The following is a 25172-nucleotide window of genomic DNA, read 5'->3' as shown; positions in this document are numbered from 1 at the left end:
AGGGCAAAATTCACGAGGGTTAAAATTAAAATGACCAGAGGAAGGTTCCTCTGGTCATTTCGTTTAAAAAAATATGGACAGTCTCCACTTACCTTTAGAATTTAACAATTACGCAACTCACATTGTACTAATGTCAATTACGAATCGATATTTGACATCAGAAGCTAAGACACGTTCGTAGGCTTCGTCAATTTGATCGGCTGAAATGACTTCAATCTTTGGAGCAATGTTATGTTCTGCACAGAAGTCTAACATCTCCTGAGTCTCCCGGATGCCTCCGATCATTGAACCGGCAAAGGAGCGGCGATGACCGATTAAATTAAATACGTTTAATGACAGCGGTTCTGCTGGTGCACCAACGTTTACAAGAGTGCCATCAAGATTGAGCAAACCTAAATAGGCATCCAAATTAATCTTCGCACTTACTGTGTTAATCATTAAGTCAAAGGTTCCGGCCAGTTTTTCGAATGTTTCTGGGTCACTTGTCGCATAGTAATGGTCTGCGCCTAATGCCAGACCGTCGTCCTTTTTCTTCAATGTTTGTGACAAGACAGTTACTTCGGCACCCATGGCATGTGCAATTTGGACAGCCATATGACCAAGACCGCCCATACCTACAACCGCTACTTTCTTACCTGGACCGGCCCCCCAATGGTTTAGAGGTGAATATGTAGTAATACCGGCGCAAAGTAATGGTGCTGCAGCGTCAAACCCAATGCTGTCAGGAATTCTGACTACGAAGTCCTCTGTTACAACTATGTGGGTAGAATAGCCACCTTGAGTAGGCTCGCCGTATTTGTCAACACCAGCGTAGGTAGGGACATTTCCTTTGAGACAGTATTGTTCTTCTCCTTTACGGCAGTTCTCACAATCGCCACAGGAGTCAACCATACATCCGACTCCAACCCGGTCACCGACCTTGTACTTCGAGACCTCTGTTCCTACATCTGTGACAATTCCCGCAATCTCGTGTCCAGGGACGAGTGGATAGTTCACGGGACCCCATTCGCCATGAGCAGTATGGATATCAGAATGGCAGATGCCGGCATATTTAATTTCAATCAGAACATCATGCAAATCAAGATCACGTCTTTTAATTTCAGCCACTCGAAACGGTTTGTCTGGACCATCGACAGCTCGTGCTTTAGCAGTTATCATGAATAAAACCTCCAATAATTTTTTCAAGAGAATGCGCTTGTTCGGGGTATTATTTTAAATTCCCCTAGATTCATTACTCTTTTTTTCTCTTGCAAAAACTAGAATAATCCCTATAGTTAACTCTAGGTCAAGCGATAAGGTTTTAAGCATAACTCCACAAATGATTTCGTTAAGCTTTGACATTTTTCATACAGCATGATAGCATGCTTTCGAACATAGAGTTAACTCGAAATCTATATCATAAAGAGTAGGAGATAGATGATGAAGACATATTCGATCAGCGAAGTTGCAAAAGAATTGAATCTCACAGTATATACCTTGCGTTACTACGACAAGGAGGGACTTATGCCTTTTGTTGAACGGACACCCAGCGGAACACGATTGTTTAAAGAATCCGATATCGGTGCTTTAAAAGTAATTGAATGCCTGAAATCCACAGGGATGCCTATTAAGGAAATAAAAAATTTCATTGATTGGTGTTCTGAAGGGGATTCCACCTTGCAACGAAGATATGAAATGTTTCTGGAGCGAAAAGCGAATGTAGAAGCACAAATGGAAGAACTAAAAAAAACCATGGAAGTCATCGAGCATAAATGCTTATATTATAAGACTGCATTGGATGCCGGAACAGAAGATATTCATAAAAATGATAAAATAGAGGTTTCCAATCATAATTAACAGAGGAGAGCCACAAGTACTTCATACATGTCTATATGAAGTACTTGTGGCTCGTTTGTATTATTTACTACCTGGGTGAAATCAAGAAAGAGCTCTAAAATTATTTTTTTACAAAAAATTTTTCCCTTGATTTAGAGTTAACTCTAACGTTTATACTTACTCCTGTCATGAATGCTGATTAAAATTAAAGGAGTTGTTTTTTTGACTAAACCAAATCATTTGTTGATTTTCATATTAACTATAGGAGTATTCGGTATCTTAAATACCGAAATGGGGGTTATTGGGTTATTGCCTTCCATTGCTGATCACTTTCATGTCAGCATATCAAAAGCAGCATTGCTTGTTAGTCTCTTTGCTCTGACTATTGCTGTATCTGGACCAACGATGCCGTTATTGTTTTCCGGGATCAATCGTAAGAAGGTCATGTTACTTGTATTAGGTGTTTTCGTTTTAGGAAACATTGTATCCATCTTTACATCTAACTTTACGATTCTCCTAATTGCCCGTATCATTCCAGCCTTTTTTCATCCAATTTACTGTTCTTTGGCATTTACGGTAGCTGCTTCCTCGGTAAGTAAAGAAGAGGCTCCAAAAGCTGTTTCTAAAATATTTATCGGAGTATCTGCTGGTATGGTAGCCGGTGTACCGATCGCCAATTTTATTGATAATGCCGTTTCGTATGAAATGGCGATGGCATTCTTTGCTATTGTTAATTTTGTTGTTTTGATTGCTACATTGATTTTTGTACCAACTATGCCAGTGGAAGAAAGACTTTCTTATGGAACACAACTTTCCGTATTGAAAAAACCTATTATATGGTTTTCCATTGTTACCGTCATTTTGTTAAACTCAGCAATCTTTGGCGTTTATAGTTATCTTGCTGAATATCTGAAAACTGTAACGAATATGTCTCCGAATACCATAAGTTTAACGTTATTCATCTTCGGTGGAGCCAATATGATTGGAAACATTGTTGCAGGAAAGTTGCTTACGCATAGTGCCACCAAATCTGTAGTATCTTTTCCTGTGTTATTGGGTGCTATTTACATCATTTTTTTCTTCACAGGACAGTTTAGGATACCTATGGCAATAATAACTTTAATTTGGGGAATATTGGCTGGAGGAATAATGGCAAATATTAATCAATATTTGATTGCGTCTTCAGCTCCCGAAGCACCTGATTTTGCCAATGGCTTATTTATATCAGCCTGTAACGTAGGAACAACATTAGGTGCAGCAGCAGGCGGGTTATTTATATCAGGAATGGGTACACAATATGTTGTATTGGTCGGAATCCTATCATTGGTCCTAAGTTTGGTAACTATTTTAATTAGAAACTACATGTTTACTCCTGCACAACAACTGTCTAGCTAGGAATATTCTTTAAGGGGATCCTTGTTCATGATTTGAAAGAACAGTGATCCTGTTCTTTCTAATAAAATAAGCTTAATGATAAAAAGATATTCACTTCACTCACCATAGGAGGATTCCGCCGCCTATGGTGTATTTCTTTTATCAACAATGAATAATATTAGAGCATTAAAATAAAAAGTTATTGACAAAAAAAATTATAAGTATTATTATTATCTCATATTCAAGATAATTAAATTCAAGATTTGTTAAGGGGGGATTAAATTACTGAATGGGAAATGCAATAATTTGCTCTTTCGGATATTAATGCAAAAATCTAAAGCAATTCATGATTGAATAAGCGCAATTTTTTTTAGAATAATATCTCGAATTCGAGATAAAATACAAGGAGGAAATAAAGATGATAAATATTGGATTATTAATCATTCGTCTGGTAATTGGAGTATTGTTCATGGGACACGGTGCTCAGAAATTGTTTGGTTGGTTCGGTGGATATGGATTGAAAGGAACCGGTGGATGGTTTGAATCCATTGGCATGAAGCCCGGGATAACCATGGCTCTATTTGCAGGATTAGCAGAACTTGTTGGGGGTACATTGTTTGCTTTGGGATTATTAACACCACTTGCAGGAATTATGATTGCGGGAACCATGGTAATGGCGATCGCGAAAGTGCATGGTGCAAACGGAATATGGGCAACATCAAATGGTTATGAGTATAACTTAACTTTGCTTGCAGTGGCAATGGGTATAGCTTTAGTGGGTCCTGGCCAATATGCTTTAGATGCATTTTTATTCTAAGTACTTTTACTCATTACAAGCGAACAAAAGAACGTAATTAATCTTTTGACAGGAGTGATTAGGAGATGGAACTTTTAGGACTACATCATGTATCAATATTAACAGGAAAAGCGGAAAAAAATTATGAATTTTATACAAAAATTTTAGGAATGAGATTGGTAAAGAAAACCGTCAATCAAGATAATACAGAATCTTATCATCTTTTCTATGCTGACGCGGAAGGAACCCCAGGGACTGACGTGACGTTCTTTGACATTCCTCATCTTGGAAAAACATACAGGGGAACATCAGATATTTCTACTGTATCACTAAGGGTGAAAAATTCGGATTCATTGTTATTTTGGAAAGATCGTTTTAAACAATACGAGGTTGAACATGATGATATTCAAAAAAGAGCAAATCGTGATACTTTGGCTTTCAGAGATTTCGAGGGGACTCGTTTAATCCTTGTCGCCGATAACGATGAAAAAGGTGTGCGAGCAGGGGTTCCTTGGCAAAGGGATGACATTCCATTGGAACATGCCATTATTGGTTTAGGACCTGTAACTCTTACGGTCTCCATTGCAGAACCAACGATCGGTGTTTTAACAGAAGTAATGGGTTTTCGATTTGTCGGTTCCTATCCATCACTTGAGGGGGATTATCCCGATATCTTGATTTATGCGACGGGCGAAGGCGGCAGTGGTGCGGAAGTTCATATTGAAACAAGGACTGATTTGCCAAGAGTTCGCTTAGGTCGCGGAGGTGTTCACCATGTTGCCTTTCGTGTTCAGAATGAGGAAGAATATGAACAATGGGCAGAGCGTTTAAAAGAGTACCGGTTACCGAATTCAGGGAAAGTGGAACGGTATTACTTTAAGGCCTTGTATTTCAGGGAACCAAACGGTATTTTGTTTGAATTATCAACGGATAAACCGGGATTTGCGACAGACGAACCAATGGAAACAATGGGAGAAGCACTGGCACTTCCACCATTTTTGGAACCAAAACGAAAAGAGATCGAAGAAAAATTACGTCCATTAATTTTAAATTAAATCTGACTTCCTAGGAGGAATATATAATGAACCATTTAAAAGGAATACACCATGTAACAGCGATTACAAGCAGTGCGGAAAAGAACTATGAATTCTTCACGTATGTTTTAGGTATGCGCTTAGTTAAAAAAACCGTAAATCAAGATGATATTCAAACCTATCATTTATTCTTTGCAGATGATAAAGGCAGTGCAGGCACAGACATGACTTTCTTTGACTTCCCTGGCATTCCGAAAGGTGTACATGGTACAAACGAAATTTCAAAGACTTCGTTCCGTGTACCAAGTGATGCTGCACTAGACTATTGGGTAAAACGTTTTGAGCGCCTAGAAGTAAAGCATACTGGTATTAAGGAGCAATTTGGCAAGAAAACTCTTTCTTTCGTTGATTTTGATGATCAAAACTATCAATTGATTTCAGACGAATTCAATAAAGGGGTAGAATCTGGCACACCTTGGCAGAAAGGTCCAATTCCATTAGAATATGCGATTACTGGTTTAGGACCTGTTTTTGTTCGAATTGCGAATTTTGATTACTTTAAAGAAATGATGGAAAAAGTTCTATTATTTAGAGAGACAGATAAAGAAGGGTCATTCCATTTATTTGAAGTGGGGGATGGCGGGAATGGTGCCTCTGTTATTGTAGAGTATAATGCCATTCTACCTGAAGCCCGCCAAGGTTTTGGGACGGTTCACCATGCGGCATTCCGTGTAGAAGATCGCTCTGTTTTAGAAGAATGGATTGAACGAATGAATGGTTTTGGATTTCATACTTCCGGTTATGTAAATCGTCACTTTTTTGAGTCATTATACGCAAGAGTGGCACCGCAAATTTTATTTGAGTTCGCTACAGATGGTCCTGGTTTTATGGGTGACGAACCTTATGAAACGCTTGGGGAAAAATTATCTTTACCACCATTCTTAGAGCCTAAACGTGCAGAAATTGAAAAATTAGTTCGCCCAATTGATACAGTAAGAAGTACAAAGGAATTTATCAAAGAATAAAAGGAAAAAGCGCATCAACTGGTGAGATGAGTAAGCGTTATGGCTTTAATTATTTTGATAAGCACGATGATGACTCTGGAACATTAGAACGCAAGAAGAAAAAGTCATTTTATTGGTATAAAAACGTTATCGCAACAAATGGTGAGGAGCTTTAATCGAATTTATAATTACTATTTAAGAGCTACTAAAGATAGCTCTTTTTTATTTTATAATCAATTTGGAAATATGTTAAAATTAAGAAAATATAAATACGGGGGGATTAAGTAATGAGATTATATTTAGATGTTTTTGAAAACGACCAACCAGCTATTCATTCCTAAGTCGAGGGATGAATTGTTACGATTAAAATCATGCCTCGTCTTAGGGAAAGTTCATTTAAATTCCCTTTTAAAAAGACGGAGGTATTATAATGAAGCAAAATTTAATTGGAGCAATCTGTTTATCTTTAGCCGCAAGCATGTGGGGCGGTATGTATGTAGTCAGTAAATATGTATTAGGTTATATTCCACCGTTAACCCTGGTATGGGTACGGTATGTTATAGCGTTTGTTTTTTTGTATATTGTATTAAAAATGACTCAAATAAAAAATGGTAATCGCACCGTTATTAAGAAAAATGATTGGTTCCTATTAGCTTGGATTGGTTTTATAGGGTACTTCGTATCCATTGCTTTCCAATTCATTGGCACAAAATTATCTGATGCACACACTGGAGCTTTGATTACATCCGCTACACCAGCTTTTATTGTGGTCTTTGCACGATTTATATTAAAGGAAAAACTGACCGTTAGAAAGATTATTTCTGTTTTATTAGCAACATTTGGAGTTGTTATTGTAATTGGTTGGGATACAAAGGTTGGAACTTACTTAACAGGAAGTATCATATTGGTGGGAGCCGCAGTCACTTGGGCGTTATTATCAGTCTATGTAAAGGTTGCTTCTAAACGTCTTTCTTCCTTAATCATAACGACTTATGCTGTATTATTTGCACTTATTTTTACTACACCGGCAATGATATGGGAACTTCAAGCGAATGATGTATATTATCAAAACATTCTAATCATTGTAGGAGTTATTTATCTTGGAGTAGTTTCAACTTCTGGAGCATTTTTTCTTTGGAATAAAGGTATGGATTTAATGGATGCTGGAATCGGCTCATTGTTTTTCTTTTTCCAACCACTTGTAGGTTCTTTTTTAGGATGGCTCTTGTTAAAAGAAAAATTAGACGTAAACTTTTTTATTGGTGGTTTTATCATAATGATAGGTGTCGTGATCGTTACCTTAAAAAAGAAAAAAACGATGTAAAGGTTAAGCGCCCGATCTGATAAATAGACGGAAAAATTCCGCTTATTTAGTAATTATTATTAAAACTAGCTTCAATAGGCGGAGAGAATCCGCCTATTGGCTCGAAAAAGTTCTAAAAGGGGAGCTTTTCCTTTGCATAACCGGAAAACCTCCCCATATATACCCCGAAACGAGCTTCATTCTGCATCTAACCGAAAAATCTCGCTTATTTTACTTATTTAATTGATAAATTAGAGCCTAATTTGATATTTTTTTCTTGTTTTTACACCCTAAAACAGAACCTGTTAGTAAAAGCAGGGGGATAGAATTTTCTGTCCTCTTTTGTATTTAAATTCCTATAAAAATAAAAACTGAAAAAAGGCTGAGCCTTTTAAGGCTAAATGAGTATCGTTAACTTTTCAGAAGTTTTATAATCCTGCAATAATATACTATAGGCATTTAATTTGAAGATGTATTATTACATGAGAAAACCTTGAAAGGAGTTTTTTCTGATGAATATTACATCTTTTTTAATTTACTGTATTATTGTTACTTTTACACCAGGGCCAACTAATATCGTCATATTATCCACCGTGCATCATTTGGGGACGAAGAAGGCACTGGAATATACGTACGGAGCAACGATTGCATTTGGTATATTACTAGTTATTTCCGCTATGTTGAATACATTGCTGATAACGATCATACCTAAAATTTTGATTGTTATACAGATCATCGGAAGTTTTTATATGTTCTATCTTGCTTATCAAATCTACAAAGCGGATACATCAAAACCAACTGTAAACCAATCTGGTACCTTTAAATCAGGTTTCCTTATGCAGTTTTTAAATCCAAAGGTGCTCCTTTTTACCATGACTGTCATTCCTAGCTTTATTATGCCGCACTATACCGCAATGCCTGCGGTGACTATAAGTGTTTTCACCATAACGCTTATTGGATTTTTGGCATTTATTACTTGGGTTCTTTTTGGTTCAATCTTCAAGAAGTTTTTACAGAATCATAGTAAGATTGTTAATATATTAATGGCTTTGTTTTTAGCATATTCCGGAATAATGATATGGTTGTAGGGAAGTTAAATAAGAGGTGAATTTAATGGATAAATTTATCTATAAAAAATCAGCAGGTGTTACTGCCTTGTCAGCAAGTATGACTGATTTTACTTATAAAAAGCATTCCCACCAGGAGTATGCTATTGGGGTAACCTTGCGTGGTATTCAACAATATAACCTGGATGGCAGCTTACAATTATCCTATCAAAATGGTGTAATGCTTTTTAATCCAGAACAGGCACATGACGGAATGGCACATGATCATAAGGCAGGACTTGATTATGTTATGCTATATATTGAGCCGCAATTGCTTTTAGAGGTTATGGAGAAGAAGGATAAAGTGCTTTTTCCGACCCCTATTGTGTATGATCATAGACTTGAACAAAGAATATTAAGTCTTGCAAAAGCAATATTACGCGAAAAAGATGAGGCAATGTGCAGTGAATTACTCTTATCCCTCACAGATAGCCTTATTCAAACTAATCTTTCTATCGATAAGAAGAAAGATAATGTTCTAATTAGAAAAGCAAAAGAGATGCTTCATGCCAACTTAGGAAATGTACTAAAACTTGATGAGATATGTAATGAGCTTAATTTATCGAAATTTCAGTTTATCAGATTATTTAAGTCTCATACCGGAATTTCACCATACCAATATTTTCTTAACTGCAAAATAGAACGTGCAAAGCAGTTAATAGAAAAAAACGGAGATATATATTCAGTAGTAGTGGATTGTGGTTTTGTTGATTTATCTCATTTAAATAAACATTTTAAAAGCGTATACGGAACAACAGCATTTGAATATTTGTCACATATTAATTGAGGAGGAGTTTTGTATTTTAGGAGGAAAAGCTTAATGAAAACATCCAATATTATTTTCTTTGAAACAAAATTCCCAAGCGCAAACATGATCTTGATTAAGGATCAGCTCCCAATCCTTATTGACACTGGTTTTGGGAGTGATACGAAAGAAACAGAACGATTAATGAATGAAGCAGGCGTATCACCAGAAGAGTTACACCTTATTGTGAACACGCATTATCATAGTGACCATGTAGGAGGCAATTTTCATCTTCAAAAAAATAAAAGTGTTAAAATTGCTGCACACAAATGGGATGCTGATTTAATTAATGGATGTGACCCTGAAGCCTGTAGTGCAGATTGGTTAGATCAGCCTGTAGAACCTTATCGAGTCGATAAAAAGCTAAAAGATAACGATGAGATCAATACTGGAAGTAGAACCTTGAAAGTCTTGCACACACCGAGATTCCAATTTTGCTCGATGAAATGATTCGTTCCGGAGCAGCAAGCTGGCACAATAATCATTTAATCGCCGCCATCCCATATCAAACACCACTAAAGAAATGGATGAGTACCAACATAAAACCAAGAGATTGGAAACCTCTAGATTTTCTCACATAACTCCATCCCAATACTTCACTGACGAATCAGTCTCTTTATTACTTACAAAGCCGGATAGTTGAATATTATGTTATTTTTTGTAATATTCAGATTGCCATTACCCAAACAATATAAAACATTGAGGGGGAATTTATATGCCATTAAAAGAAGGAGATATCATTACTTTTGAACGGAAGTTTACTGTAAGGGACGTTGAATTATTTACAGAGATTTCAGGTGATGAAGGGATTCATCATATAACTCCAGATGAACAGGGAAGACTTGTTGTTCAAGGGTTATTAACGGCCACTCTACCAACAAAAGTAGGTGGAGATCATAACGTATTGGCACGTACTATGAATTTTGAGTTTTTACGACCTGTGTTTACAGAAGATACAATAATATGTGAAGTTAAAATTGAAAAATATGAAAGACAAGAAAATAATAGAACCGCTATTCTTGCATCCTTTTTATGTAAAAATCAGAATGAAAAGGAAGTATTAAAAGGGGATTTTTCAGGTGTTATACTGTAGATACGCCGCGGGTTTAATAAATTTTCTTGCAGTTAATATAAACTAACAATTCCTCATCACTAGTTATTACAAGAAACACGCTTGAAATACCAAGCATGTTTCTTGTGTTTATCCAGGGGTGCCGCCAGTTCCTTATATTAATTACCAGATTGATCTGTTCCTTGATCTGAGCCGCTATTTTGAGAATCACCCGCACCACCGTCTTGATTTTGTTGGGTATTTGCATCCTTATTATTGCTACAACCTGAGGCAGCTCCTACCAAGATGAAAGACGCCAATACTCCAAAAACCCATTTCTTTAAATCTTTCATTTTTAAATTCCTCCATGATTGTTTTAATTTTTGGTACACTCCCATCATACAAAAATGCAGAGAAAATAGAATAAGGGTAACGGACTCTTAACTGATTATTAACAATTTTCATAATATTTTACCGAAATATTAAAAAGACTTAGTTCAATCTATTCTTATTATTGAATTTATTAGTCTTTTCTTCCTAAGGAAATTTTTAAAAAAGGGGAAACACCGTCATTTAGAAATTCTTTTGGAGTTTGATTAGAAAAAAGTAGAAAAATCAAAAGAAGAGATGTTTGTTTGTTGTTTTGCTTGTTTAAATGTACGTTTTATTAGGTTTTGTTCACGTTTGTTTCGCCTTTAAACGTTTTAATTTTCTTTTATGGGTTCTTATCGCTGTTTCCTTATCTTTTAAACTTGTTGTAACCACACCATTGCTTTCTACTACCACCAAATTATTAATTCCGCCTTGATAGTTTTGGTAGGAAATATACATAATAAAGATCATCCTTTCATTTAGAATAATTTTTGTTTTCCATAATTAATATGGTTATATCTTAAGGTTAGTTATGATAATTCTAACCTTTATTTTTTTAGTTTAGATTTAAATTCTGTAAATTTCTTATAAATTGTTAACCATTTAATATCTTCAGCTATCACTTAAAGCTAATAACGATAACCAGTTAAAAAAAGGATCGCCAAGATATATATAGGCGATCCTTTATATTTATATAGAATTTTAATAAATTTTTTCAGGCGGTATAAGTGAATATTATTATTGTTTATGATGCCATTTTTGAATGTGATCATGTTCATAGTGATGATCGAAATGAGTAGCCCTTCCTCCTCCAAAGCCAATCAATACTCCGAGAGCAAATAGGCATACTGAGTAGACTAAAAGGCGTTTTCTTTTTTGACGAAAATTACTGAATTCAGCTTTTAATTCATGTTTAATTTCATGTTTAATTTCATTTTTTAGAGTGTGACTATTTTCTTCGAGCTGTTCTTGAGTTTGTTCTTGAGGCTGTCCTTGAGGTTCATCTGACATTTTCCCTCACCTCCTTTATCCAAAATATATGGATAAAAGAACTTCTCATTTCTTAACGAATTGTTAAATTTTTATGAACTTTTTAATATTGTTTGGTTAGTTCTTACTAGATATTTTATTTACTTACGAAAAAATCATTTCGACAAGTATACTGGCTGTTATCACCTACCTGACAACTCCCGCCACTAAAGCAGTGGGGTTCTAAGGTACTAATACACTTTTCAACAGTACCCTTATCTGAAGGAGATTTTGACCAAGATATTGATAAACCAAATAACCTGAGTCCTGTTGAGATAGAGACTCAGGTTTATTTGATTTCTTTAAAAATGCTGTTCAATTATTCTAGGTTTCTATCTAACAATGCCCCCGTTTGTTCTGCCATAATACGAGCTGGCAATGGCATACCATTTTTGAACCACCATTCCACTGCCCCAACAACCGCCGAACCAAAAAATTGAAGAATCACGTCATCACTTAATCCTTGATTTTTTCCTTCGGTTGAATTCACTTCAGCTTTAAACTCTTCAATCACTAAATCAAGAAAGCGACTACGGAAATAGGGTGCACCTTTACTTGCTAACATCGTTGAAAAAAATAAATAATGACGCTCAAAGTATTCGTACCAGACATAATTTCCTTCTTGAAACGTCATCTCAGAGGCCAATTGGCACAGTTCTCGGAGATTGTCCATATGTTCTTCAATCATCCTATCCAGGAGGTCGTATTTATCCGTGTAATGAAGATAAATGGTTCCTCGATTCACATCTGCTCTGTCCGCAATATCCTGAATGGTAATGTCATCAAAACTTTTTTCAGACATCAGTTCAGTTACAGCATTTTTTATCGCTATTTGGCTTTTGGCTATTCTTCTATCTACTTTAGACATTTTATTTCTCCAATCACTCTAAAGATAATGAACAATTTTAATGGATTTGTTGAGTAATCAACGAATTGCGTTCATTTAACCATTGAAAGTATGAAAAGCTTTTTTATAATTATAAACAGTTGTTGATTAATCAATCAATATTAATTTTTCAAGCATTATGTTGCAGCGAACTTTTGGATTAAAAAAAGTAAATGAACTTGAAACAGGAGGCTTATTTATGGATCGCATTGAAAAGAGCAAGGAAAAATACAACCAGCTATTTGGAAATGGAGTTCCAGCCGCATATGCTACCGATCCTGATTTTCAGGACATTCTTAGCCGCTTCATTTTTGGAGAGGTTTTCTATCAAGGAAATCTAGATGACAAGCAACGTGAGTTGATTACTTTGGCAGTGCTTACCACGAACCAGACGCTGCCTCAGCTCAAGGCACATGTAATTGCCGCACTGAACGCCCAGCTGACACCTGTGGAAATAAAAGAGGCCGTTTACCAGTGTGCTCCCTACATTGGATTTCCGAAAACATTAAACGCCATCAATGAAGTCAATGAGGTTTTCAAAGCAATGAATATTGCTTTACCCATTGAAAGTCAAAAGACTGTAGATGAAGATGATCGTTTTGAGAGGGGACTTGCTGCTCAGGTAGAGATTTTTGGTGAGATAATCGCAAAAATGCGTGAGGCTGCCCCAGCAAATCAAAAGCATATGCAAGATTATCTTTCTGCTTTTTGCTTCGGAGATTTCTACACCCGCGGGGGACTTGATCTAAAAACACGAGAGCTGTTGACACTCTGCATCGTAAGTAGCTTAGGCGGCGCAGAAGGTCAAGTAAAGGCACATGTGCAGGGTAACAAAAATGTAGGTAATGACAAGGAAACATTGATCACCGCCATCACTCACTGTCTCCCATATATGGGATTTCCAAGAACACTGAACGCACTAGCGTGCATCAATGAAACGATTCCAGAAAAATAAGAAATTTAACATTTCAAAGGAGACAAAAGCATGTTTAACGAAACATACAAATTAGCAAATGGTATAGAAATTCCAAAAATAGGTCTTGGTACCTGGCTGCTTGATAATGCTCAGGCGGCACAGGCAGTGCTTGATGCGATATCGATCGGATATCGTCATATTGATACTGCTCAGGCTTATATGAATGAAGCTGGTGTAGGCGAGGGAATCTGTTCCAGCGGTGTTGCAAGAGAAGAACTTTTCATCACGACAAAGGTTGCTGCAGAAGCAAAGACCTATGATGCAGTTACGCAGTCCATTGATGAGTCTTTAGCAAAGATGGGACTGAATTACATTGACCTTCTGATTATCCACAGCCCACAGCCTTGGGTAGAGTTCCGTGAGGAGAATCGTTACTTCGAGGAAAACAAAGAAGTATGGAAGGCAATGGAGGATGCTTATAGGACAGGCAAGGTAAAGGCTATCGGTGTTTCTAATTTCCTTCAGGATGATGTAGAGAATATTCTTGCAAGCTGTGAGATCAAGCCTATGGTAAATAAGATATTGGCACATGTGAGCAATACTCCTTTGGAACTAATTGAATTCTGCAAGAAGAATGACATCCTTGTAGAGGCATATTCACCAATTGCGCACGGTGAAGTTGTCGATCATGCAAAGGTTAAGGTAATAGCGGATAAGTATGGAGTATCTGTTGCTCAAATTTGCTTACGTTATGATATCCAGCTGGGTCTTGTAGTCATTCCTAAGACTGCAAATCTGAATCACATGAGAAACAATTTAGAGCTTGATTTTGTCATCAGCGATGCAGATATGGAAACGTTAAAGAATGTAGAGCACATCCAGAATTATGGTGAGCATAGCTTCTTCCCGGTATTTGGCGGGAAATTAAAATAAAATAGGTAATGTCGTTAAATAACATTTTTTTCACCCAACAGTAGCCATGACGTAATGCTACCTTATGTTTTTTAACAAAAGAGAATCTGGAATTTCAAAGGGGTGAAAAGCAAAAATATGAAAAACACTTGGAAAATTTACTTGCTTGCCTTGATAACGTTCATGGTTAGTACATCGGAGTATGTCATTGCAGGCATTCTGGATGAAGTAGCTGCCTCCAATCACGTTTCGGTATCAGCAGCAGGACAACTGATCACCGTATTTGCGATTGCGAATGCGGTTGGTTCTCCTCTCGTTGTGATGGCAACGACAAAATTGAATCAGCGGAAGTTATTGATATTTTCTCTTATTTTAATGGTGCTTGGCAGTGTAATGACTTTTACGCTTCCTGGCTTCGGTTTTCTAATCGTCTCACGGATTATTCTTGCTTTAGGAAGTGGAGTTTTTGCCATTGCTGCGAAGACTGCTGCAGCTAAAATAGCACCGCCCGAGAAACAAGCTAGTGCTATTGGTACCGTTATTATTGGGTTTAGTGCAGCCATCATCATTGGTGTACCAATTGGTCGTGTTGTAGCGCTCCTCTACGATTGGAAGCTAATCTTCGTGGGGATCGGTGTTCTTAGTTTACTAGCAATCTTCGTTATCATCCGAACGATTCCGGCCACGATTAACGGGTCCACTGTTCCTCTGGGCAAGCAACTTGCTTATTTAAAGAACCCGAAAATAGTAATGGGCCTTGGTGTAACGTTCTTTTGGCAGTTAGGATATGGGGTGATGTATTCGTATATTGCACCATTCCTACTAACCATTACAGCAATGAGTGGACGAGAAGTGAGCGGTGCCCTGTTTGCGTTTGGTATCGCAACTTTAATAGGTTCCAAGTTTGGTGGATTTATGACGGATAGGATTGGAAACCCCAAAACTCTTGTTGGCGGTTTGATTGTCCATTGTTTAGCTCTTGTCTTACTCTCTACCATCGCCAGGTCAACTTTTGTTGCCATTCCGTTGCTTATGCTTTGGTCCTTTTCGGCATGGTCGTCTGGGCCAGGTATGCAATATAACCTGGTATCGCTTGCTCCTGAAGCTTCTGGAATTATGCTTAGCTTATATGGCTCATTCATACAGTTAGGGATAGCGGCAGCGGCAGGAATTGGTGGTATTGCAGTAAAAAGCACATCCGTACTATCAGTGAGCTGGATCGGGGCTGCATCAGTGGCCATTGCTGTAATTATTGCGGCGGTTTCATTTAGCCTTAATAGAAAAGTGGCGAATTACGAGAAAGTCGTTTAATGAAGGAGTTACTAAAATCTACAAATTAGATTGATTTGTTCATAATCAACAAATTGCGTTAAATGAAAGATTGGAAGACTCCTGTTTCTTTTTATAAATACAAACAGATGTTTAAACAAGATAATCTTCCGACGGTTCCTAGAACTGATTATGTTGCAAATAAGGATGCAAATTAACCTTATATTAATAAAAGAACGAATAAATAATGGAGGTATATAATGGAATTTCGTACAGTAGGAAAAACGGGAATCCAGGTTTCAAATTTATGTTTTGGTGCAATGTCTTTTGGCGGGGACGCTGATGAAGAAACATCTAAAGCCATGTATAAACGTTGTCGGGAAGCTGGTATTAACTTCTTCGATACTGCCGATGTTTATGGGCGTTCTGAGGAAATTCTAGGAGAATGTATTGCACATGAAAGAGACGAAATCGTACTAACGTCAAAAGTGTTCTGGAACACGGGTGCTGATGTAAATGCAAGAGGTTTGTCTCGAAAACATATGATGCAAGGGATTGAAAATAGCCTGCGTCGCTTAAGGACAGATTATATTGATTTTTATTTCGTCCATGATTTTGATGAACAAACTCCAATGGAGGAAACGCTGCGAACACTCGATGACTTGCAGCGTCAAGGAAAGATTCTTTATCCAGCAGTAAGCAATTGGGCAGCATGGCAAATCACAAAAGCATTAGGAATTTCTGCAAAAGAGCAACTTTCTCGTTTTGAATTAATCCAACCAATGTATAACCTCGTTAAACGCCAAGCAGAGGTTGAAATTTTACCAATGGCTGCTTCCGAACAAATTGGAGTCATTACTTACAGCCCACTTGGTGCTGGACTTCTTTCAGGAAAATATGGAGTGAACAAAAGTCCTGAGCAGGGGCGCCTTGTACAAAATGCCCGCTATCAAGACCGTTACGGTGCAAATGAAGATTTTATCACGGCTGAACACTTCACCAAATATGCAAAAGAGCATGATGTGAAACCTGCAACTTTAGCCGTTGCTTGGGTAAAAGCAAATCCTGCTGTTACTGCCCCAATTATTGGTGCACGTAATTTAAACCAGTTGGAAGATTCATTAGCTGCTGCCGATTTTAAAATGACACCAGAAATGTATACTGAAATCTCCAATTTATCAAGAATACCTGCACCTGCAACAGACCGAGGAGAGGTATTAACTGGTAAATGGAAATAAGGGTTACAAAGCCTTTATGAAGTGGTTTGGAAGGATGTATTCTGTACATCCTTCTTTTTTAACATTTAAGATTGGAAGTCTCTATCAGTTTTTGGCTTAATCAAGCTGGCAATTAGAAAGTAGCAAAAATGATTCAAACAATGAATTAGGTTTGCATATGATTGGCATCTACTCACAAAAAGGATCCAACTATGAAAGAGATATTGAAGTATAATATCAATTCATTTATTGCATTCAATCAAGGAGTTTAGTCCAATATAAAAATAATCAACACTAAGAAGGGGTTTTGAAGTATGACAACATTTCATGAAATGGGCATTAGTGAACCCATTCAAAGAGCAATTACGGATATGGGATTTGAGGAAGCATCCCCAATTCAAGAGAAAGCCATTCCCATAGCTTTGACAGGTAAGGATATAATTGGTCAAGCTCAAACAGGTACAGGAAAGACGGCTGCCTTTGCCATACCGATCTTGGAGAAAGTAGATACGAGCAAAAAATATGTTCAGGCGATTGCAATTGCACCGACAAGAGAATTAGCTATTCAGGTTTCAGAAGAGATCAATCGGTTATCGAAATACATGGGCATAACTTCTCTCCCAATTTACGGAGGTCAGTCAATAGATCGTCAAATCAAGGCCTTAAAAAAGGGACCTCACATTATTACGGGAACACCTGGAAGACTTTTGGACCACATTCAACGTAAAACACTGAAGTTAGATCGCATTTCTGTGGTGGTTTTGGATGAAGCAGATGAAATGTTAGATATGGGCTTTTTGGAGGATATCGAACGAATCCTCAAAGAGACCCCTGAAGAAAAACAAACCTTGTTATTCTCTGCAACCATGCCCAAACCGATTCAAAATCTTGCGGAAAGATTTATGAGCAATCCAGAGTTAGTAAAGATAAAAGCGAAGGAAGTTACCTCTCCAAGTGTAAAGCAAATTTATTATGAGGTAAATGAACGAGATAAATTTGATGTACTTTGCCGTCTATTAGACGTGGATAACCCGGAATTAGCGGTGATTTTTGGAAGAACCAAAAGACGCGTAGATGAATTAAGTGATGCATTGAATAAAAGAGGGTATCTTGCGGATGGGTTGCACGGAGATTTAAATCAACGACAGCGAGATGTCGTGATGAATAAATTTCGTGAGGGCACCATTGATATTTTAGTTGCGACCGATGTGGCTGCGAGGGGAATTGATGTTTCAGGGGTAACTCACGTCTACAATTTTGACATTCCTCAAGACTCGGAAAGTTATGTTCATCGAATTGGTCGAACAGGGCGAGCAGGAAAGACGGGGGTAGCTATTACATTTGCAACACCGAGGGAAAAGGGACAGATTCACAGTATTGAAAAAGCATCGAAAGGTAGGATCGAGCGTAAATCTATACCGACAGTAGCGGAGGCAATGGAGTCTATACAGCGAGCGGCAGTAGAAAATATGATTCAATTGGTTGAAGAGGAGGATTACACACAGTTTAAGCAAGCTGCAAGCGAATTGCTCGATCAATATGATTCGATAGCATTGGTTTCAATTGCATTGAAATTGTTGTCGAAGGAACAGCGGGATGTTCCCGTTCAGCTGACCTCCGAGGCACCGAGATATGCCAAGAAACCAAAGACACAAGAGAAATCAAGGAGAAACTATAAAGGGAATAGGGACTTTGGGGGAAAAAGGGGAAATGGTAAACGGAAAAAAACCTCCATGTCCTCTCAGAAAAAAGAAAGGATAATAAAATGAATAAAAGGAGGATGATATTTGCTATCATCCTCCAATGCCAAATCATTTGTCGAATTGACGAAAGCTGTCATATCAACCCAAAATATAAAATTGCACAAAACGGAACGATTTAATAAAAGGCGAGGACTTATTTAACTTCCCTTAAGCCCTTCCCTTCAAGAATCTCTTGAATACCTTCTTCACAAACTCCATATGAACGCCAGAAACAAGTTTCACACACAGTTTGAATATCGGAGGGTACGACATACTTTTGGATGTGTGACTCAACGTCCTCCCAATTCAGAACTTGCCCGATTTTTAGCTCCAATTTCTCTAAAATAACGGCATCTCTTTCATAAATATTATCGTGTTGGCAGTGATATTCACCGGAGTTGGGGTACTTTTCACACAAATAATCAGGTTCATTTACAAGCTGAATACACGTCTTGGGGTCGTTTCTTAAGGTTTGATGCAAACGTGTCATATTTTCCACGTATTCTTTGGAATAGCCCATTCCACGATATCCAAGAAGGCAAAAAAGATGATGACCTCGTAGCTTATACATAAATTTCCCCCAGTTCGATAATATTTAAATGTTAACTAAAAGAATGGAAAGGTTAACACACTTATTCATCATAACATATCACACTTGATAAGCTGAGAAATTTTTATTTAACTTGCACATCTCCTTGGCAGTTGATTGCAGTACAGCTTATCAGGCGACTTATGTATCAATAATTCATGGGGAATGAACTAAAATATTTCAGTGATTAGCTACCTGATTCACCAGGGTTCACCGCAACGCTTTTTAAAATGCATACACAAAAAAGGGACGGAATATCCGTCCTCAGGCTGTCGAAATACCTTGGACAGTCCTTTATTTTATTCATTTACTTTAACGATTAACCGCGTTATTTTGTTATAATATAATTAACAAAATTATTAATAAAGTGGTGAATCCCATGCTCAAACCTAAAGAGTCCACTCAAAACGAATATGAATTTGTATCAATAGATGAAATGGTTCCTGACGATCACCTTCTGCGTTTAATCGATAAATATATTGATTTCTCGTTTCTTCTAGAAAAAGTACGTCCATATTATAGTGATGATAACGGGCGCCCCTCTGATCCACTTATCCTTTTTAAAATGATGCTTATTGGATATATTTACGGCATTCGTTCCGAACGACAATTAGAAAGAGAAATAAAAATGAACATCGCCTACCGTTGGTTCTTAGGTTTGAAATTCCATGACCCAGTTCCCCATCATTCTACAATTAGTTGGAATCGCCAACATCGTTTTAAAGATACAGATATTTTTCAGGAGATTTTTGATGAAATTGTTTTACAGGCAATGAACTACAAGATGGTTGGTGGTCGTGTTTTATTTACGGATTCTACTCATTTAAAGGCAAATGCAAATAAGAACAAGTTTACAAAGAAAGAGGTCGAAGTAGAGACTCGCGAATATTTTGATGATTTAAACAAGGCAGTTGAAGAGGATAGATTTAATCATGGAAAAAAGCCATTAAAGGAAAGAGAGGAAGTGCAAGAGACTAAAGAAATACGTGTCAGTACAACAGACCCTGAATGTGGATTTATGTCCCGTGAAAACAAGCAAGAAATGTTCTGTTATCTTGATCATCGAACTACAGACATGAAGCTCAATATCATTCAGATGTGTATGTAACACCTGGAAATGTTCATGATTCTGTTCCATATCTGAATCGTTTGGACCGTCAGGTCCAACGATTTGGATTTAAAGTAGAAGCTGTTGTGCTAGATTCTGGTTATCTAACTAGCCCTATTTGTAAGGGACTTTCTGATCGAAAAATCTTTGGGGTTATTGCCCATAGGAGATATCATCCTACTACTGGTTTATTCCCTAAATGGAAATTTACATACGACAAGGAACATGATAAGTACATTTGTCCCAATAGCCAAGAGTTAATGTACAAAACAACAACCCGTGAGGGTTATAGAGAATACAAGTCTTACTCAAAAAAATGTGTAAACTGCCCCCTTTTATCCCAATGTACGCGTTCAAAAAATAAGGTGAAGGTCATAACACGACACGTTTGGGAGGAGCACAAAGAAAAGGTAAGATTAAATCGCTTACCTAGATCGGGAAAAATGCTTTATAAATTTAGAAAGGAAAAAATTGAGCGAAGCTTCGCAGACTCAAAAGAGCTGCATGGGCTTCGCTACTGCCGGTTACGGGGATTAAAGAAGGCTAGCGAACAGGCTCTTCTTACTGCGGCTTGCCAGAACATGAAAAAGATTGCCACACACTTAACCAGGCTGCAAACAGTGTGTGGCAATACTTAAAGTTATTATCCCCTGTTGATTGGAGCGGAAGGTGCGTAGACTCCTGCGGGAGTACGGGGCAGGGGAGACCCCGCAGGCGCCTAAGCGCCGAGGAGGCTCCCCGGCACGCCCGCGGAAAGCGAAGCACCTGGAGCGGAAATCAACAGGACTTTGAGCAGGGACAATTATTGAAAAATCTGTTGGTTATACTCCGACAAACTAAAAAATTGCCGAGAAAGATACCCTTTCTCGACAATCTGGGGACGGAATATCCGTCCTTTTTGAATAACCTAAATCACATTTGATTCATATGATTTATGAAGATAACGTTCTATAAACTCAGCTAATCCATCATTTTCATGGTGTCCTGTAACAAAATCTGCTGCTGCTTTAACCTCTTCGCTCGCATTCCCCATTGCCACACCAGTCCCGACATGCCGTAGCATCTCTATATCATTGGGTCCGTCTCCAATGGCAACAACTTCATTTGGACTAATTCGAAATTCGCGAAGTAAACTTCTTATAGCAGACCATTTGGAAACATTAGGAGCAACCAGTTCGAACCCGTCATTCCAATTGATGACATCTGCTTCGTTTTTAAACATAGCGGAAAATTCCTGACTTGGTATACCTGTTCGAACACTATATTTAAGAACATCTTGGTAATTTGCCTGTCTTAAATCTCCAATATAACTTGGCGGAATTTGCCCAACTTTAGTCCAATAATCGATTTCTTCATTTGTTTCCTTACAATAAAGTCCATTTACTGTATGGATCATAACATTACAAGGATTTTCAGCGGTCAGATCGTGGAAACGTTCTTCGTTTAGTCGGACGGTTTTCATTTGAATAGCTCTTCCTGTCACTGCATCGTGAATAGCGGCACCATTCAAACAGATCATAGGAGTTTGCAATCCAATTTCTTTATGGTAAGGAGCGGTTACTTCATAGTGTCGACCAGTAGCAAGGAAAACCTTGACTCCCTGATTCATAAGCTTATAAATGCCTTCCATATTTCGGCGGGTAATGTTGTTTGAGGCTGTTAGTAGTGTACCATCCATATCAATAAATACTGCACGCACATTCATTTATACTGCCTCCTCATTCGTTGATAAACGAATCATATCATCTGAATATTAAATCCTTGTAAACTCAGTGTATGGATTAAATAAATCTTGTAGGGAAGCAAGGGATAGGGCTTGCAGGGCGTATCCGATTCAAAAGGATTTTTAGCGTGTCCGCACTCTATTGTATGTGTGATTTTATACTTATACAACCATTTACCCCTTACCAGAGTAAGCATTTATTACAGGTGGGTAGGCACTTTTATGAATAAAAATACCAAAAAGGAAATCTATTGCTTTTCTTCATTCACGATTAATTGAAACACATCTTTGCGATTATAATGTCCGACAACATCAAAGTCAAAATGACCCCGTGTGATGTCATCCAAATCTAAAGTCGCATACAGTATTTCTTCTTTTCCAAATACTGGCTCAACTATAAATTGACCAAGTGGATTTACGATGCAACTTCCACCTCGCGTAATTTCATTAGGCATTTTTTGCATTTCCTCTGATTCAAGTAAATCAACTTCATACATATCCTTAGTACTATATTGATTGCAGGATAAAACAAAGCAACGGCCCTCAATAGCAATATGCCTCATAGTAGAAAACCAAGTGTCACGCGAATCAGCAGTAGGTGCGACATAAATCTGAATCCCCTTTTCATACATAGCTGCGCGTGCTAGAGGCATATAGTTTTCCCAGCAAATCAGCGAACCAATTTTGCCATAAGGTGTATCAAAGACAGGGAGTGTACTCCCATCACCTTCACCCCAAATGAGACGTTCACTACCTGTTGGTTTTAGTTTTCGGTGTTTACCCAACAGTTTTCCATCTGGACCAAAATAAATAGCAGTGCAATATAGTGTTCCTCCACTTGTTTCTTGGTCGCGTTCAATGACACCAATAACACTATAAGCACCTGCTTTTTTCACTGCTTCTCCTAGTTGTTCTGTTTCCACTCCGGGTACCGTTATGGCATTTTTGGCGTAACGCACAAAATCATTGCGTCCACTTGCAGAACGGCTGCCTACTACTGCCCCAAAGCTCATCCCCCGTGGATACGCCGGGATAAAAGCTTCCGGAAAAACAATAATATTGGCTCCTTTTTCCCCAGCTTCTTCGATAAACTTTATGGCCTTGTTAACACATTTTTCTTTATTCATTACAATTGAACCCGCTTGAACGACTGCAACTTTACATGAAGTCACTTGAATCCCTCCTTTTTCTCAAATTTTAAGGGGAGTCGATTATAGTGTAAAATATATGATAATCATATTGATTATGCCTAAAAGGAATAATGGAGGAAATTGAATGAACTTACAAGACTTCGAGGTATTTAAAACAATTGTGGAGTGTGGAAGCTTTTCTAAGGCGAGTGAGAAGCTATTTATCGCACAGCCATCCCTTTCTAAAACGATTCAAAGGTTGGAAAAAAAGCTCGGCGTAACACTCTTTGAGCGTTCTAATCGAATTATTCGTTTAACCGATGAAGGTGAGCTTGTATATGAAAAAGCGATTATAATGCTTCAGCAAATGAAGGAGTTGAATATACAGCTTGAAGATATGAGTGAACATGTAAAAGGGCATTTAAAAGTCGGACTGCCACAAATTATTGGCACATTTTTCTTTCCACAAGTGGCAAAAACTTTTTCTAAAAAATATAAAGGGGTCACACTTGAAATTGTCGAAGAAGGGGGATTGAGTGTAGAAAAGCTCGTTGAAAAAGGGGAAGTGGATGTAGCTTTTGTAGTGTTACCTACACAAAGTAAGGAACTAGAAGAACAACTTATTTTTGAAGCACCGTTTGTTGCCTGTTTGCCAAAAGGTCATGTTTCAAAAGATGAAAAGCAGATTTCACTTGCACAACTACAACACGATGACTGGATCATGTTTGATCCTACATTCGCTTTGCGTCAGGTAGTTCTAGATAGTTGCCGTAAGGAGCAATTCGTACCGAATATTGCATATAGTACAACTCAATGGGATTTGTTAATGGCATTAGTTCGTGATGGACTAGGCGTTGCTATTGTTCCAAGGCCATTAACTGAAATGATCTCACAGAATCTTTGTGTAAAAGTAATCTGCAGTCAATATATCCCATGGAAAATTGGAATCGTTCTGAAGAAAAATGCATATAAAACACATGCGTTGCAGGCTTTTTTGAACATAGTGTCGGATGTTTACAAATAAGATGATAAAACCCATTAATGCCCGACAACTTCTTTATAGTAATTTGATGCTAAATGACGGGATTCGAGAGTTTCATAAAATGTAAATACTCATTCACTCTCTGTTCCTATATGATAAATATTCTAAAAATTTCTTGGATGCAAGGGAAAGTGATTTTTGTTCTCTCATCGCAACACCAATATTTCTATAAGCAGGAATTTCAAGCTCTTTCGCAATAATTTTGTGTGGAATACGCTGTAGGATCAATTCTGGTAATATACTGATTCCTAGCCCATTTTCCACCATAGACATAATGGCATAGTCATCCCAGGTTGTAAAATTAACATGCGGTGAAATATGGTGCCTCTCAAAAATTTCAGAGATTTCTGCTTTTGCCCCCTTTTCCAACAGCATAAACGGACTGTTCAGTAAGCCGTTGATCGGAAACTTTTCGCAATTAGCAAGAGGATGATTTTGTGGAATCACTGCCAGCAAACGGTCTTGTTCCAAAAAGATTGTTTCAAGTTCTGATTTTGTCGGTAGTCGCAAAAATCCAAAGTCAACACGCCCATTTAGGATCCAGCTCTCAATTTCAGTATAATCACCAAGCAGAAATTCAAAATCTATTAATGGGTAATCCTTCTTAAAAATTTTAATAATGTTAGGGAGCCAATGAGATGCTACGCTGGAAAATGTCCCAATACGAATCATTCCGGAATCCAAATTATGTAAGCCTTCGATCTGCTTCATTAAGATTTCATACTCATTGCAAATTCGCTTTAATTGGGGCAGTAACTTTAAACCATCAGAGGTTAAATTAATACCGGCACGTCCTCTTTCAAAAAGGAAAATCCCCCATTCCTTTTCTAAATCGTTAATCATACGGCTAATCCCAGACTGTGAATAGTCCAATATTTCGGCAGCTTTTGTAAAACTACCCAATTCTACTGCTTTGACAAATGCCATATATTTTTGGATATTCATATCT

At 37.6% G+C, this 25172-nt stretch carries 26 protein-coding genes and 1 pseudogene; 18 read left to right on the top strand and 9 right to left on the bottom strand.

The features are described 5' to 3' along the window. Positions 1-117: 117 nt before the first annotated feature. Positions 118-1158, bottom strand: coding sequence for an NAD(P)-dependent alcohol dehydrogenase (locus RCG21_RS22225; protein ID WP_133338656.1), 1041 nt, complete (start codon positions 1156-1158; stop codon positions 118-120). Positions 1159-1419: 261 nt separating this feature from the next. Here RCG21_RS22225 and RCG21_RS22220 point away from each other — a divergent pair, with 261 nt between their 5' ends. From RCG21_RS22220 to RCG21_RS22170, 11 genes and pseudogenes are all read left to right on the top strand, one after another. Beyond that, positions 1420-1836, top strand: coding sequence for a MerR family transcriptional regulator (locus tag RCG21_RS22220; protein WP_133338657.1), 417 nt, complete (start codon positions 1420-1422; stop codon positions 1834-1836). A gap of 201 nt (positions 1837-2037) precedes the next feature. Further along, positions 2038-3210 carry an MFS transporter gene (locus RCG21_RS22215; RefSeq protein ID WP_133338658.1) on the top strand — a complete coding sequence of 391 codons (1173 nt, stop codon included), beginning with the start codon at positions 2038-2040 and terminating at the stop codon, positions 3208-3210. Between the two features lie 397 nt (positions 3211-3607). After that, positions 3608-4006 (top strand): DoxX family protein, encoded by a 399-nt coding sequence (locus RCG21_RS22210; RefSeq protein ID WP_133338660.1) that lies wholly within the window; start codon positions 3608-3610, stop codon positions 4004-4006. Between the two features lie 65 nt (positions 4007-4071). Further along, positions 4072-5040 (top strand): ring-cleaving dioxygenase, encoded by a 969-nt coding sequence (locus RCG21_RS22205; protein WP_133338662.1) that lies wholly within the window; start codon positions 4072-4074, stop codon positions 5038-5040. Between the two features lie 26 nt (positions 5041-5066). After that, entirely contained in the window at positions 5067-6044 is a 978-nt protein-coding gene (locus RCG21_RS22200) for a ring-cleaving dioxygenase (protein WP_308913788.1), read from the top strand. Between the two features lie 8 nt (positions 6045-6052). Further along, a pseudogene (locus tag RCG21_RS22195) lies at positions 6053-6199 on the top strand (family 1 glycosylhydrolase); the annotation flags it as partial. Positions 6200-6453: 254 nt separating this feature from the next. Beyond that, a complete protein-coding gene (locus tag RCG21_RS22190; RefSeq protein ID WP_133338666.1) occupies positions 6454-7347 on the top strand; it encodes a DMT family transporter in 894 nt (297 codons plus the stop codon). 491 nt (positions 7348-7838) lie between these two features. Further along, positions 7839-8414, top strand: coding sequence for a LysE family translocator (locus RCG21_RS22185; protein ID WP_133338668.1), 576 nt, complete (start codon positions 7839-7841; stop codon positions 8412-8414). Between the two features lie 25 nt (positions 8415-8439). Next, positions 8440-9219 carry an AraC family transcriptional regulator gene (locus tag RCG21_RS22180; RefSeq protein WP_308913787.1) on the top strand — a complete coding sequence of 260 codons (780 nt, stop codon included), beginning with the start codon at positions 8440-8442 and terminating at the stop codon, positions 9217-9219. A 33-nt stretch (positions 9220-9252) separates the two neighbouring features. Next, positions 9253-9687: an MBL fold metallo-hydrolase gene (locus RCG21_RS22175; RefSeq protein WP_235824920.1), complete on the top strand. Its 435-nt coding sequence runs from the start codon at positions 9253-9255 to the stop codon at positions 9685-9687. A 265-nt stretch (positions 9688-9952) separates the two neighbouring features. Further along, entirely contained in the window at positions 9953-10330 is a 378-nt protein-coding gene (locus RCG21_RS22170; protein ID WP_133338672.1) for a hotdog domain-containing protein, read from the top strand. A 137-nt stretch (positions 10331-10467) separates the two neighbouring features. On the opposite strand, the gene RCG21_RS22165 is transcribed toward RCG21_RS22170, so the two are convergent. The 4 genes from RCG21_RS22165 to RCG21_RS22150 all read right to left on the bottom strand — a co-directional run bounded on the left by RCG21_RS22165 (position 10468) and on the right by RCG21_RS22150 (position 12557). Next, a complete protein-coding gene (locus RCG21_RS22165) occupies positions 10468-10641 on the bottom strand; it encodes a hypothetical protein (protein ID WP_165976356.1) in 174 nt (57 codons plus the stop codon). 325 nt (positions 10642-10966) lie between these two features. Continuing rightward, positions 10967-11119 carry a hypothetical protein gene (locus RCG21_RS22160; protein ID WP_165976359.1) on the bottom strand — a complete coding sequence of 51 codons (153 nt, stop codon included), beginning with the start codon at positions 11117-11119 and terminating at the stop codon, positions 10967-10969. A 279-nt stretch (positions 11120-11398) separates the two neighbouring features. After that, a complete protein-coding gene (locus RCG21_RS22155) occupies positions 11399-11671 on the bottom strand; it encodes a hypothetical protein (RefSeq protein ID WP_133338674.1) in 273 nt (90 codons plus the stop codon). A 337-nt stretch (positions 11672-12008) separates the two neighbouring features. Beyond that, complete coding sequence (locus RCG21_RS22150) at positions 12009-12557, bottom strand: TetR/AcrR family transcriptional regulator (protein WP_133338676.1); 549 nt, start codon at positions 12555-12557, stop codon at positions 12009-12011. 217 nt (positions 12558-12774) lie between these two features. On the opposite strand from RCG21_RS22150, the gene RCG21_RS22145 reads away from it, so the two are divergent. The 5 genes from RCG21_RS22145 to cshA all read left to right on the top strand — a co-directional run bounded on the left by RCG21_RS22145 (position 12775) and on the right by cshA (position 18658). Continuing rightward, positions 12775-13530, top strand: coding sequence for a carboxymuconolactone decarboxylase family protein (locus tag RCG21_RS22145; protein ID WP_133338678.1), 756 nt, complete (start codon positions 12775-12777; stop codon positions 13528-13530). A gap of 30 nt (positions 13531-13560) precedes the next feature. Beyond that, positions 13561-14424: an aldo/keto reductase gene (locus RCG21_RS22140; RefSeq protein ID WP_133338680.1), complete on the top strand. Its 864-nt coding sequence runs from the start codon at positions 13561-13563 to the stop codon at positions 14422-14424. A 117-nt stretch (positions 14425-14541) separates the two neighbouring features. Then, positions 14542-15714 carry an MFS transporter gene (locus tag RCG21_RS22135; RefSeq protein WP_133338682.1) on the top strand — a complete coding sequence of 391 codons (1173 nt, stop codon included), beginning with the start codon at positions 14542-14544 and terminating at the stop codon, positions 15712-15714. 218 nt (positions 15715-15932) lie between these two features. Further along, positions 15933-16910 carry an aldo/keto reductase gene (locus tag RCG21_RS22130; RefSeq protein WP_133338684.1) on the top strand — a complete coding sequence of 326 codons (978 nt, stop codon included), beginning with the start codon at positions 15933-15935 and terminating at the stop codon, positions 16908-16910. Positions 16911-17203: 293 nt separating this feature from the next. Next, positions 17204-18658: a degradosome RNA helicase CshA gene (cshA, locus tag RCG21_RS22125; protein WP_133338686.1), complete on the top strand. Its 1455-nt coding sequence runs from the start codon at positions 17204-17206 to the stop codon at positions 18656-18658. Between the two features lie 127 nt (positions 18659-18785). On the opposite strand, the gene RCG21_RS22120 is transcribed toward cshA, so the two are convergent. After that, on the bottom strand, positions 18786-19202 hold the full coding sequence (locus RCG21_RS22120) for a DUF1284 domain-containing protein (protein WP_133338688.1): 417 nt from the start codon (positions 19200-19202) through the stop codon (positions 18786-18788). A gap of 397 nt (positions 19203-19599) precedes the next feature. Between RCG21_RS22120 and RCG21_RS22115 the strand changes: the two genes are divergently transcribed. Continuing rightward, positions 19600-20966, top strand: a protein-coding gene (locus RCG21_RS22115; RefSeq protein WP_133338690.1) for an IS1182 family transposase whose coding sequence is annotated in 2 segments (ribosomal slippage) — positions 19600-20314 and positions 20314-20966 — 1368 coding nt in all. Because the reading frame shifts where the segments join, the coding sequence is not laid out codon by codon here. A gap of 269 nt (positions 20967-21235) precedes the next feature. Here the strand turns inward: RCG21_RS22115 and RCG21_RS22110 are convergent. Together RCG21_RS22110 and RCG21_RS22105 are read right to left on the bottom strand one after the other, a co-directional pair. Next, positions 21236-22033 carry an HAD family hydrolase gene (locus tag RCG21_RS22110; RefSeq protein WP_133338692.1) on the bottom strand — a complete coding sequence of 266 codons (798 nt, stop codon included), beginning with the start codon at positions 22031-22033 and terminating at the stop codon, positions 21236-21238. A gap of 266 nt (positions 22034-22299) precedes the next feature. Further along, on the bottom strand, positions 22300-23229 hold the full coding sequence (locus RCG21_RS22105; RefSeq protein WP_268884134.1) for a carbon-nitrogen hydrolase family protein: 930 nt from the start codon (positions 23227-23229) through the stop codon (positions 22300-22302). Between the two features lie 97 nt (positions 23230-23326). Between RCG21_RS22105 and RCG21_RS22100 the strand changes: the two genes are divergently transcribed. Then, positions 23327-24205 (top strand): LysR family transcriptional regulator, encoded by an 879-nt coding sequence (locus RCG21_RS22100; protein ID WP_133338694.1) that lies wholly within the window; start codon positions 23327-23329, stop codon positions 24203-24205. Positions 24206-24298: 93 nt separating this feature from the next. Here RCG21_RS22100 and RCG21_RS22095 read toward each other — a convergent pair whose 3' ends face one another. Further along, positions 24299-25168: a LysR family transcriptional regulator gene (locus RCG21_RS22095; RefSeq protein WP_133338696.1), complete on the bottom strand. Its 870-nt coding sequence runs from the start codon at positions 25166-25168 to the stop codon at positions 24299-24301. Positions 25169-25172: the final 4 nt, after the last annotated feature.

Origin of the sequence: Bacillus salipaludis (assembly GCF_030938565.1) — a bacterium.
GTDB lineage: Bacteria > Bacillota > Bacilli > Bacillales > Cytobacillaceae > Neobacillus > Neobacillus salipaludis_A.
The sequence above is the reverse complement of the archived record's forward strand: the minus strand, read 5'-3'. Positions and strand labels throughout refer to the sequence as shown.

What these genes read in the sequence shown, in the direction of transcription:
- RCG21_RS22225 (WP_133338656.1), bottom strand. Translation starts at nt 1,158, where the DNA reads ATGATAACTGCTAAAGCACGAGCTGTCGATGGTCCAGACAAACCGTTT.
- RCG21_RS22220 (WP_133338657.1), top strand. Translation starts at nt 1,420, where the DNA reads ATGAAGACATATTCGATCAGCGAAGTTGCAAAAGAATTGAATCTCACA.
- RCG21_RS22210 (WP_133338660.1), top strand. Translation starts at nt 3,608, where the DNA reads ATGATAAATATTGGATTATTAATCATTCGTCTGGTAATTGGAGTATTG.
- RCG21_RS22205 (WP_133338662.1), top strand. Translation starts at nt 4,072, where the DNA reads ATGGAACTTTTAGGACTACATCATGTATCAATATTAACAGGAAAAGCG.
- RCG21_RS22200 (WP_308913788.1), top strand. Translation starts at nt 5,067, where the DNA reads ATGAACCATTTAAAAGGAATACACCATGTAACAGCGATTACAAGCAGT.
- RCG21_RS22190 (WP_133338666.1), top strand. Translation starts at nt 6,454, where the DNA reads ATGAAGCAAAATTTAATTGGAGCAATCTGTTTATCTTTAGCCGCAAGC.
- RCG21_RS22185 (WP_133338668.1), top strand. Translation starts at nt 7,839, where the DNA reads ATGAATATTACATCTTTTTTAATTTACTGTATTATTGTTACTTTTACA.
- RCG21_RS22180 (WP_308913787.1), top strand. Translation starts at nt 8,440, where the DNA reads ATGGATAAATTTATCTATAAAAAATCAGCAGGTGTTACTGCCTTGTCA.
- RCG21_RS22175 (WP_235824920.1), top strand. Translation starts at nt 9,253, where the DNA reads ATGAAAACATCCAATATTATTTTCTTTGAAACAAAATTCCCAAGCGCA.
- RCG21_RS22170 (WP_133338672.1), top strand. Translation starts at nt 9,953, where the DNA reads ATGCCATTAAAAGAAGGAGATATCATTACTTTTGAACGGAAGTTTACT.
- RCG21_RS22165 (WP_165976356.1), bottom strand. Translation starts at nt 10,641, where the DNA reads ATGAAAGATTTAAAGAAATGGGTTTTTGGAGTATTGGCGTCTTTCATC.
- RCG21_RS22160 (WP_165976359.1), bottom strand. Translation starts at nt 11,119, where the DNA reads ATGTATATTTCCTACCAAAACTATCAAGGCGGAATTAATAATTTGGTG.
- RCG21_RS22155 (WP_133338674.1), bottom strand. Translation starts at nt 11,671, where the DNA reads ATGTCAGATGAACCTCAAGGACAGCCTCAAGAACAAACTCAAGAACAG.
- RCG21_RS22150 (WP_133338676.1), bottom strand. Translation starts at nt 12,557, where the DNA reads ATGTCTAAAGTAGATAGAAGAATAGCCAAAAGCCAAATAGCGATAAAA.
- RCG21_RS22145 (WP_133338678.1), top strand. Translation starts at nt 12,775, where the DNA reads ATGGATCGCATTGAAAAGAGCAAGGAAAAATACAACCAGCTATTTGGA.
- RCG21_RS22140 (WP_133338680.1), top strand. Translation starts at nt 13,561, where the DNA reads ATGTTTAACGAAACATACAAATTAGCAAATGGTATAGAAATTCCAAAA.
- RCG21_RS22135 (WP_133338682.1), top strand. Translation starts at nt 14,542, where the DNA reads ATGAAAAACACTTGGAAAATTTACTTGCTTGCCTTGATAACGTTCATG.
- RCG21_RS22130 (WP_133338684.1), top strand. Translation starts at nt 15,933, where the DNA reads ATGGAATTTCGTACAGTAGGAAAAACGGGAATCCAGGTTTCAAATTTA.
- cshA (WP_133338686.1), top strand. Translation starts at nt 17,204, where the DNA reads ATGACAACATTTCATGAAATGGGCATTAGTGAACCCATTCAAAGAGCA.
- RCG21_RS22120 (WP_133338688.1), bottom strand. Translation starts at nt 19,202, where the DNA reads ATGTATAAGCTACGAGGTCATCATCTTTTTTGCCTTCTTGGATATCGT.
- RCG21_RS22110 (WP_133338692.1), bottom strand. Translation starts at nt 22,033, where the DNA reads ATGAATGTGCGTGCAGTATTTATTGATATGGATGGTACACTACTAACA.
- RCG21_RS22100 (WP_133338694.1), top strand. Translation starts at nt 23,327, where the DNA reads ATGAACTTACAAGACTTCGAGGTATTTAAAACAATTGTGGAGTGTGGA.
- RCG21_RS22095 (WP_133338696.1), bottom strand. Translation starts at nt 25,168, where the DNA reads ATGAATATCCAAAAATATATGGCATTTGTCAAAGCAGTAGAATTGGGT.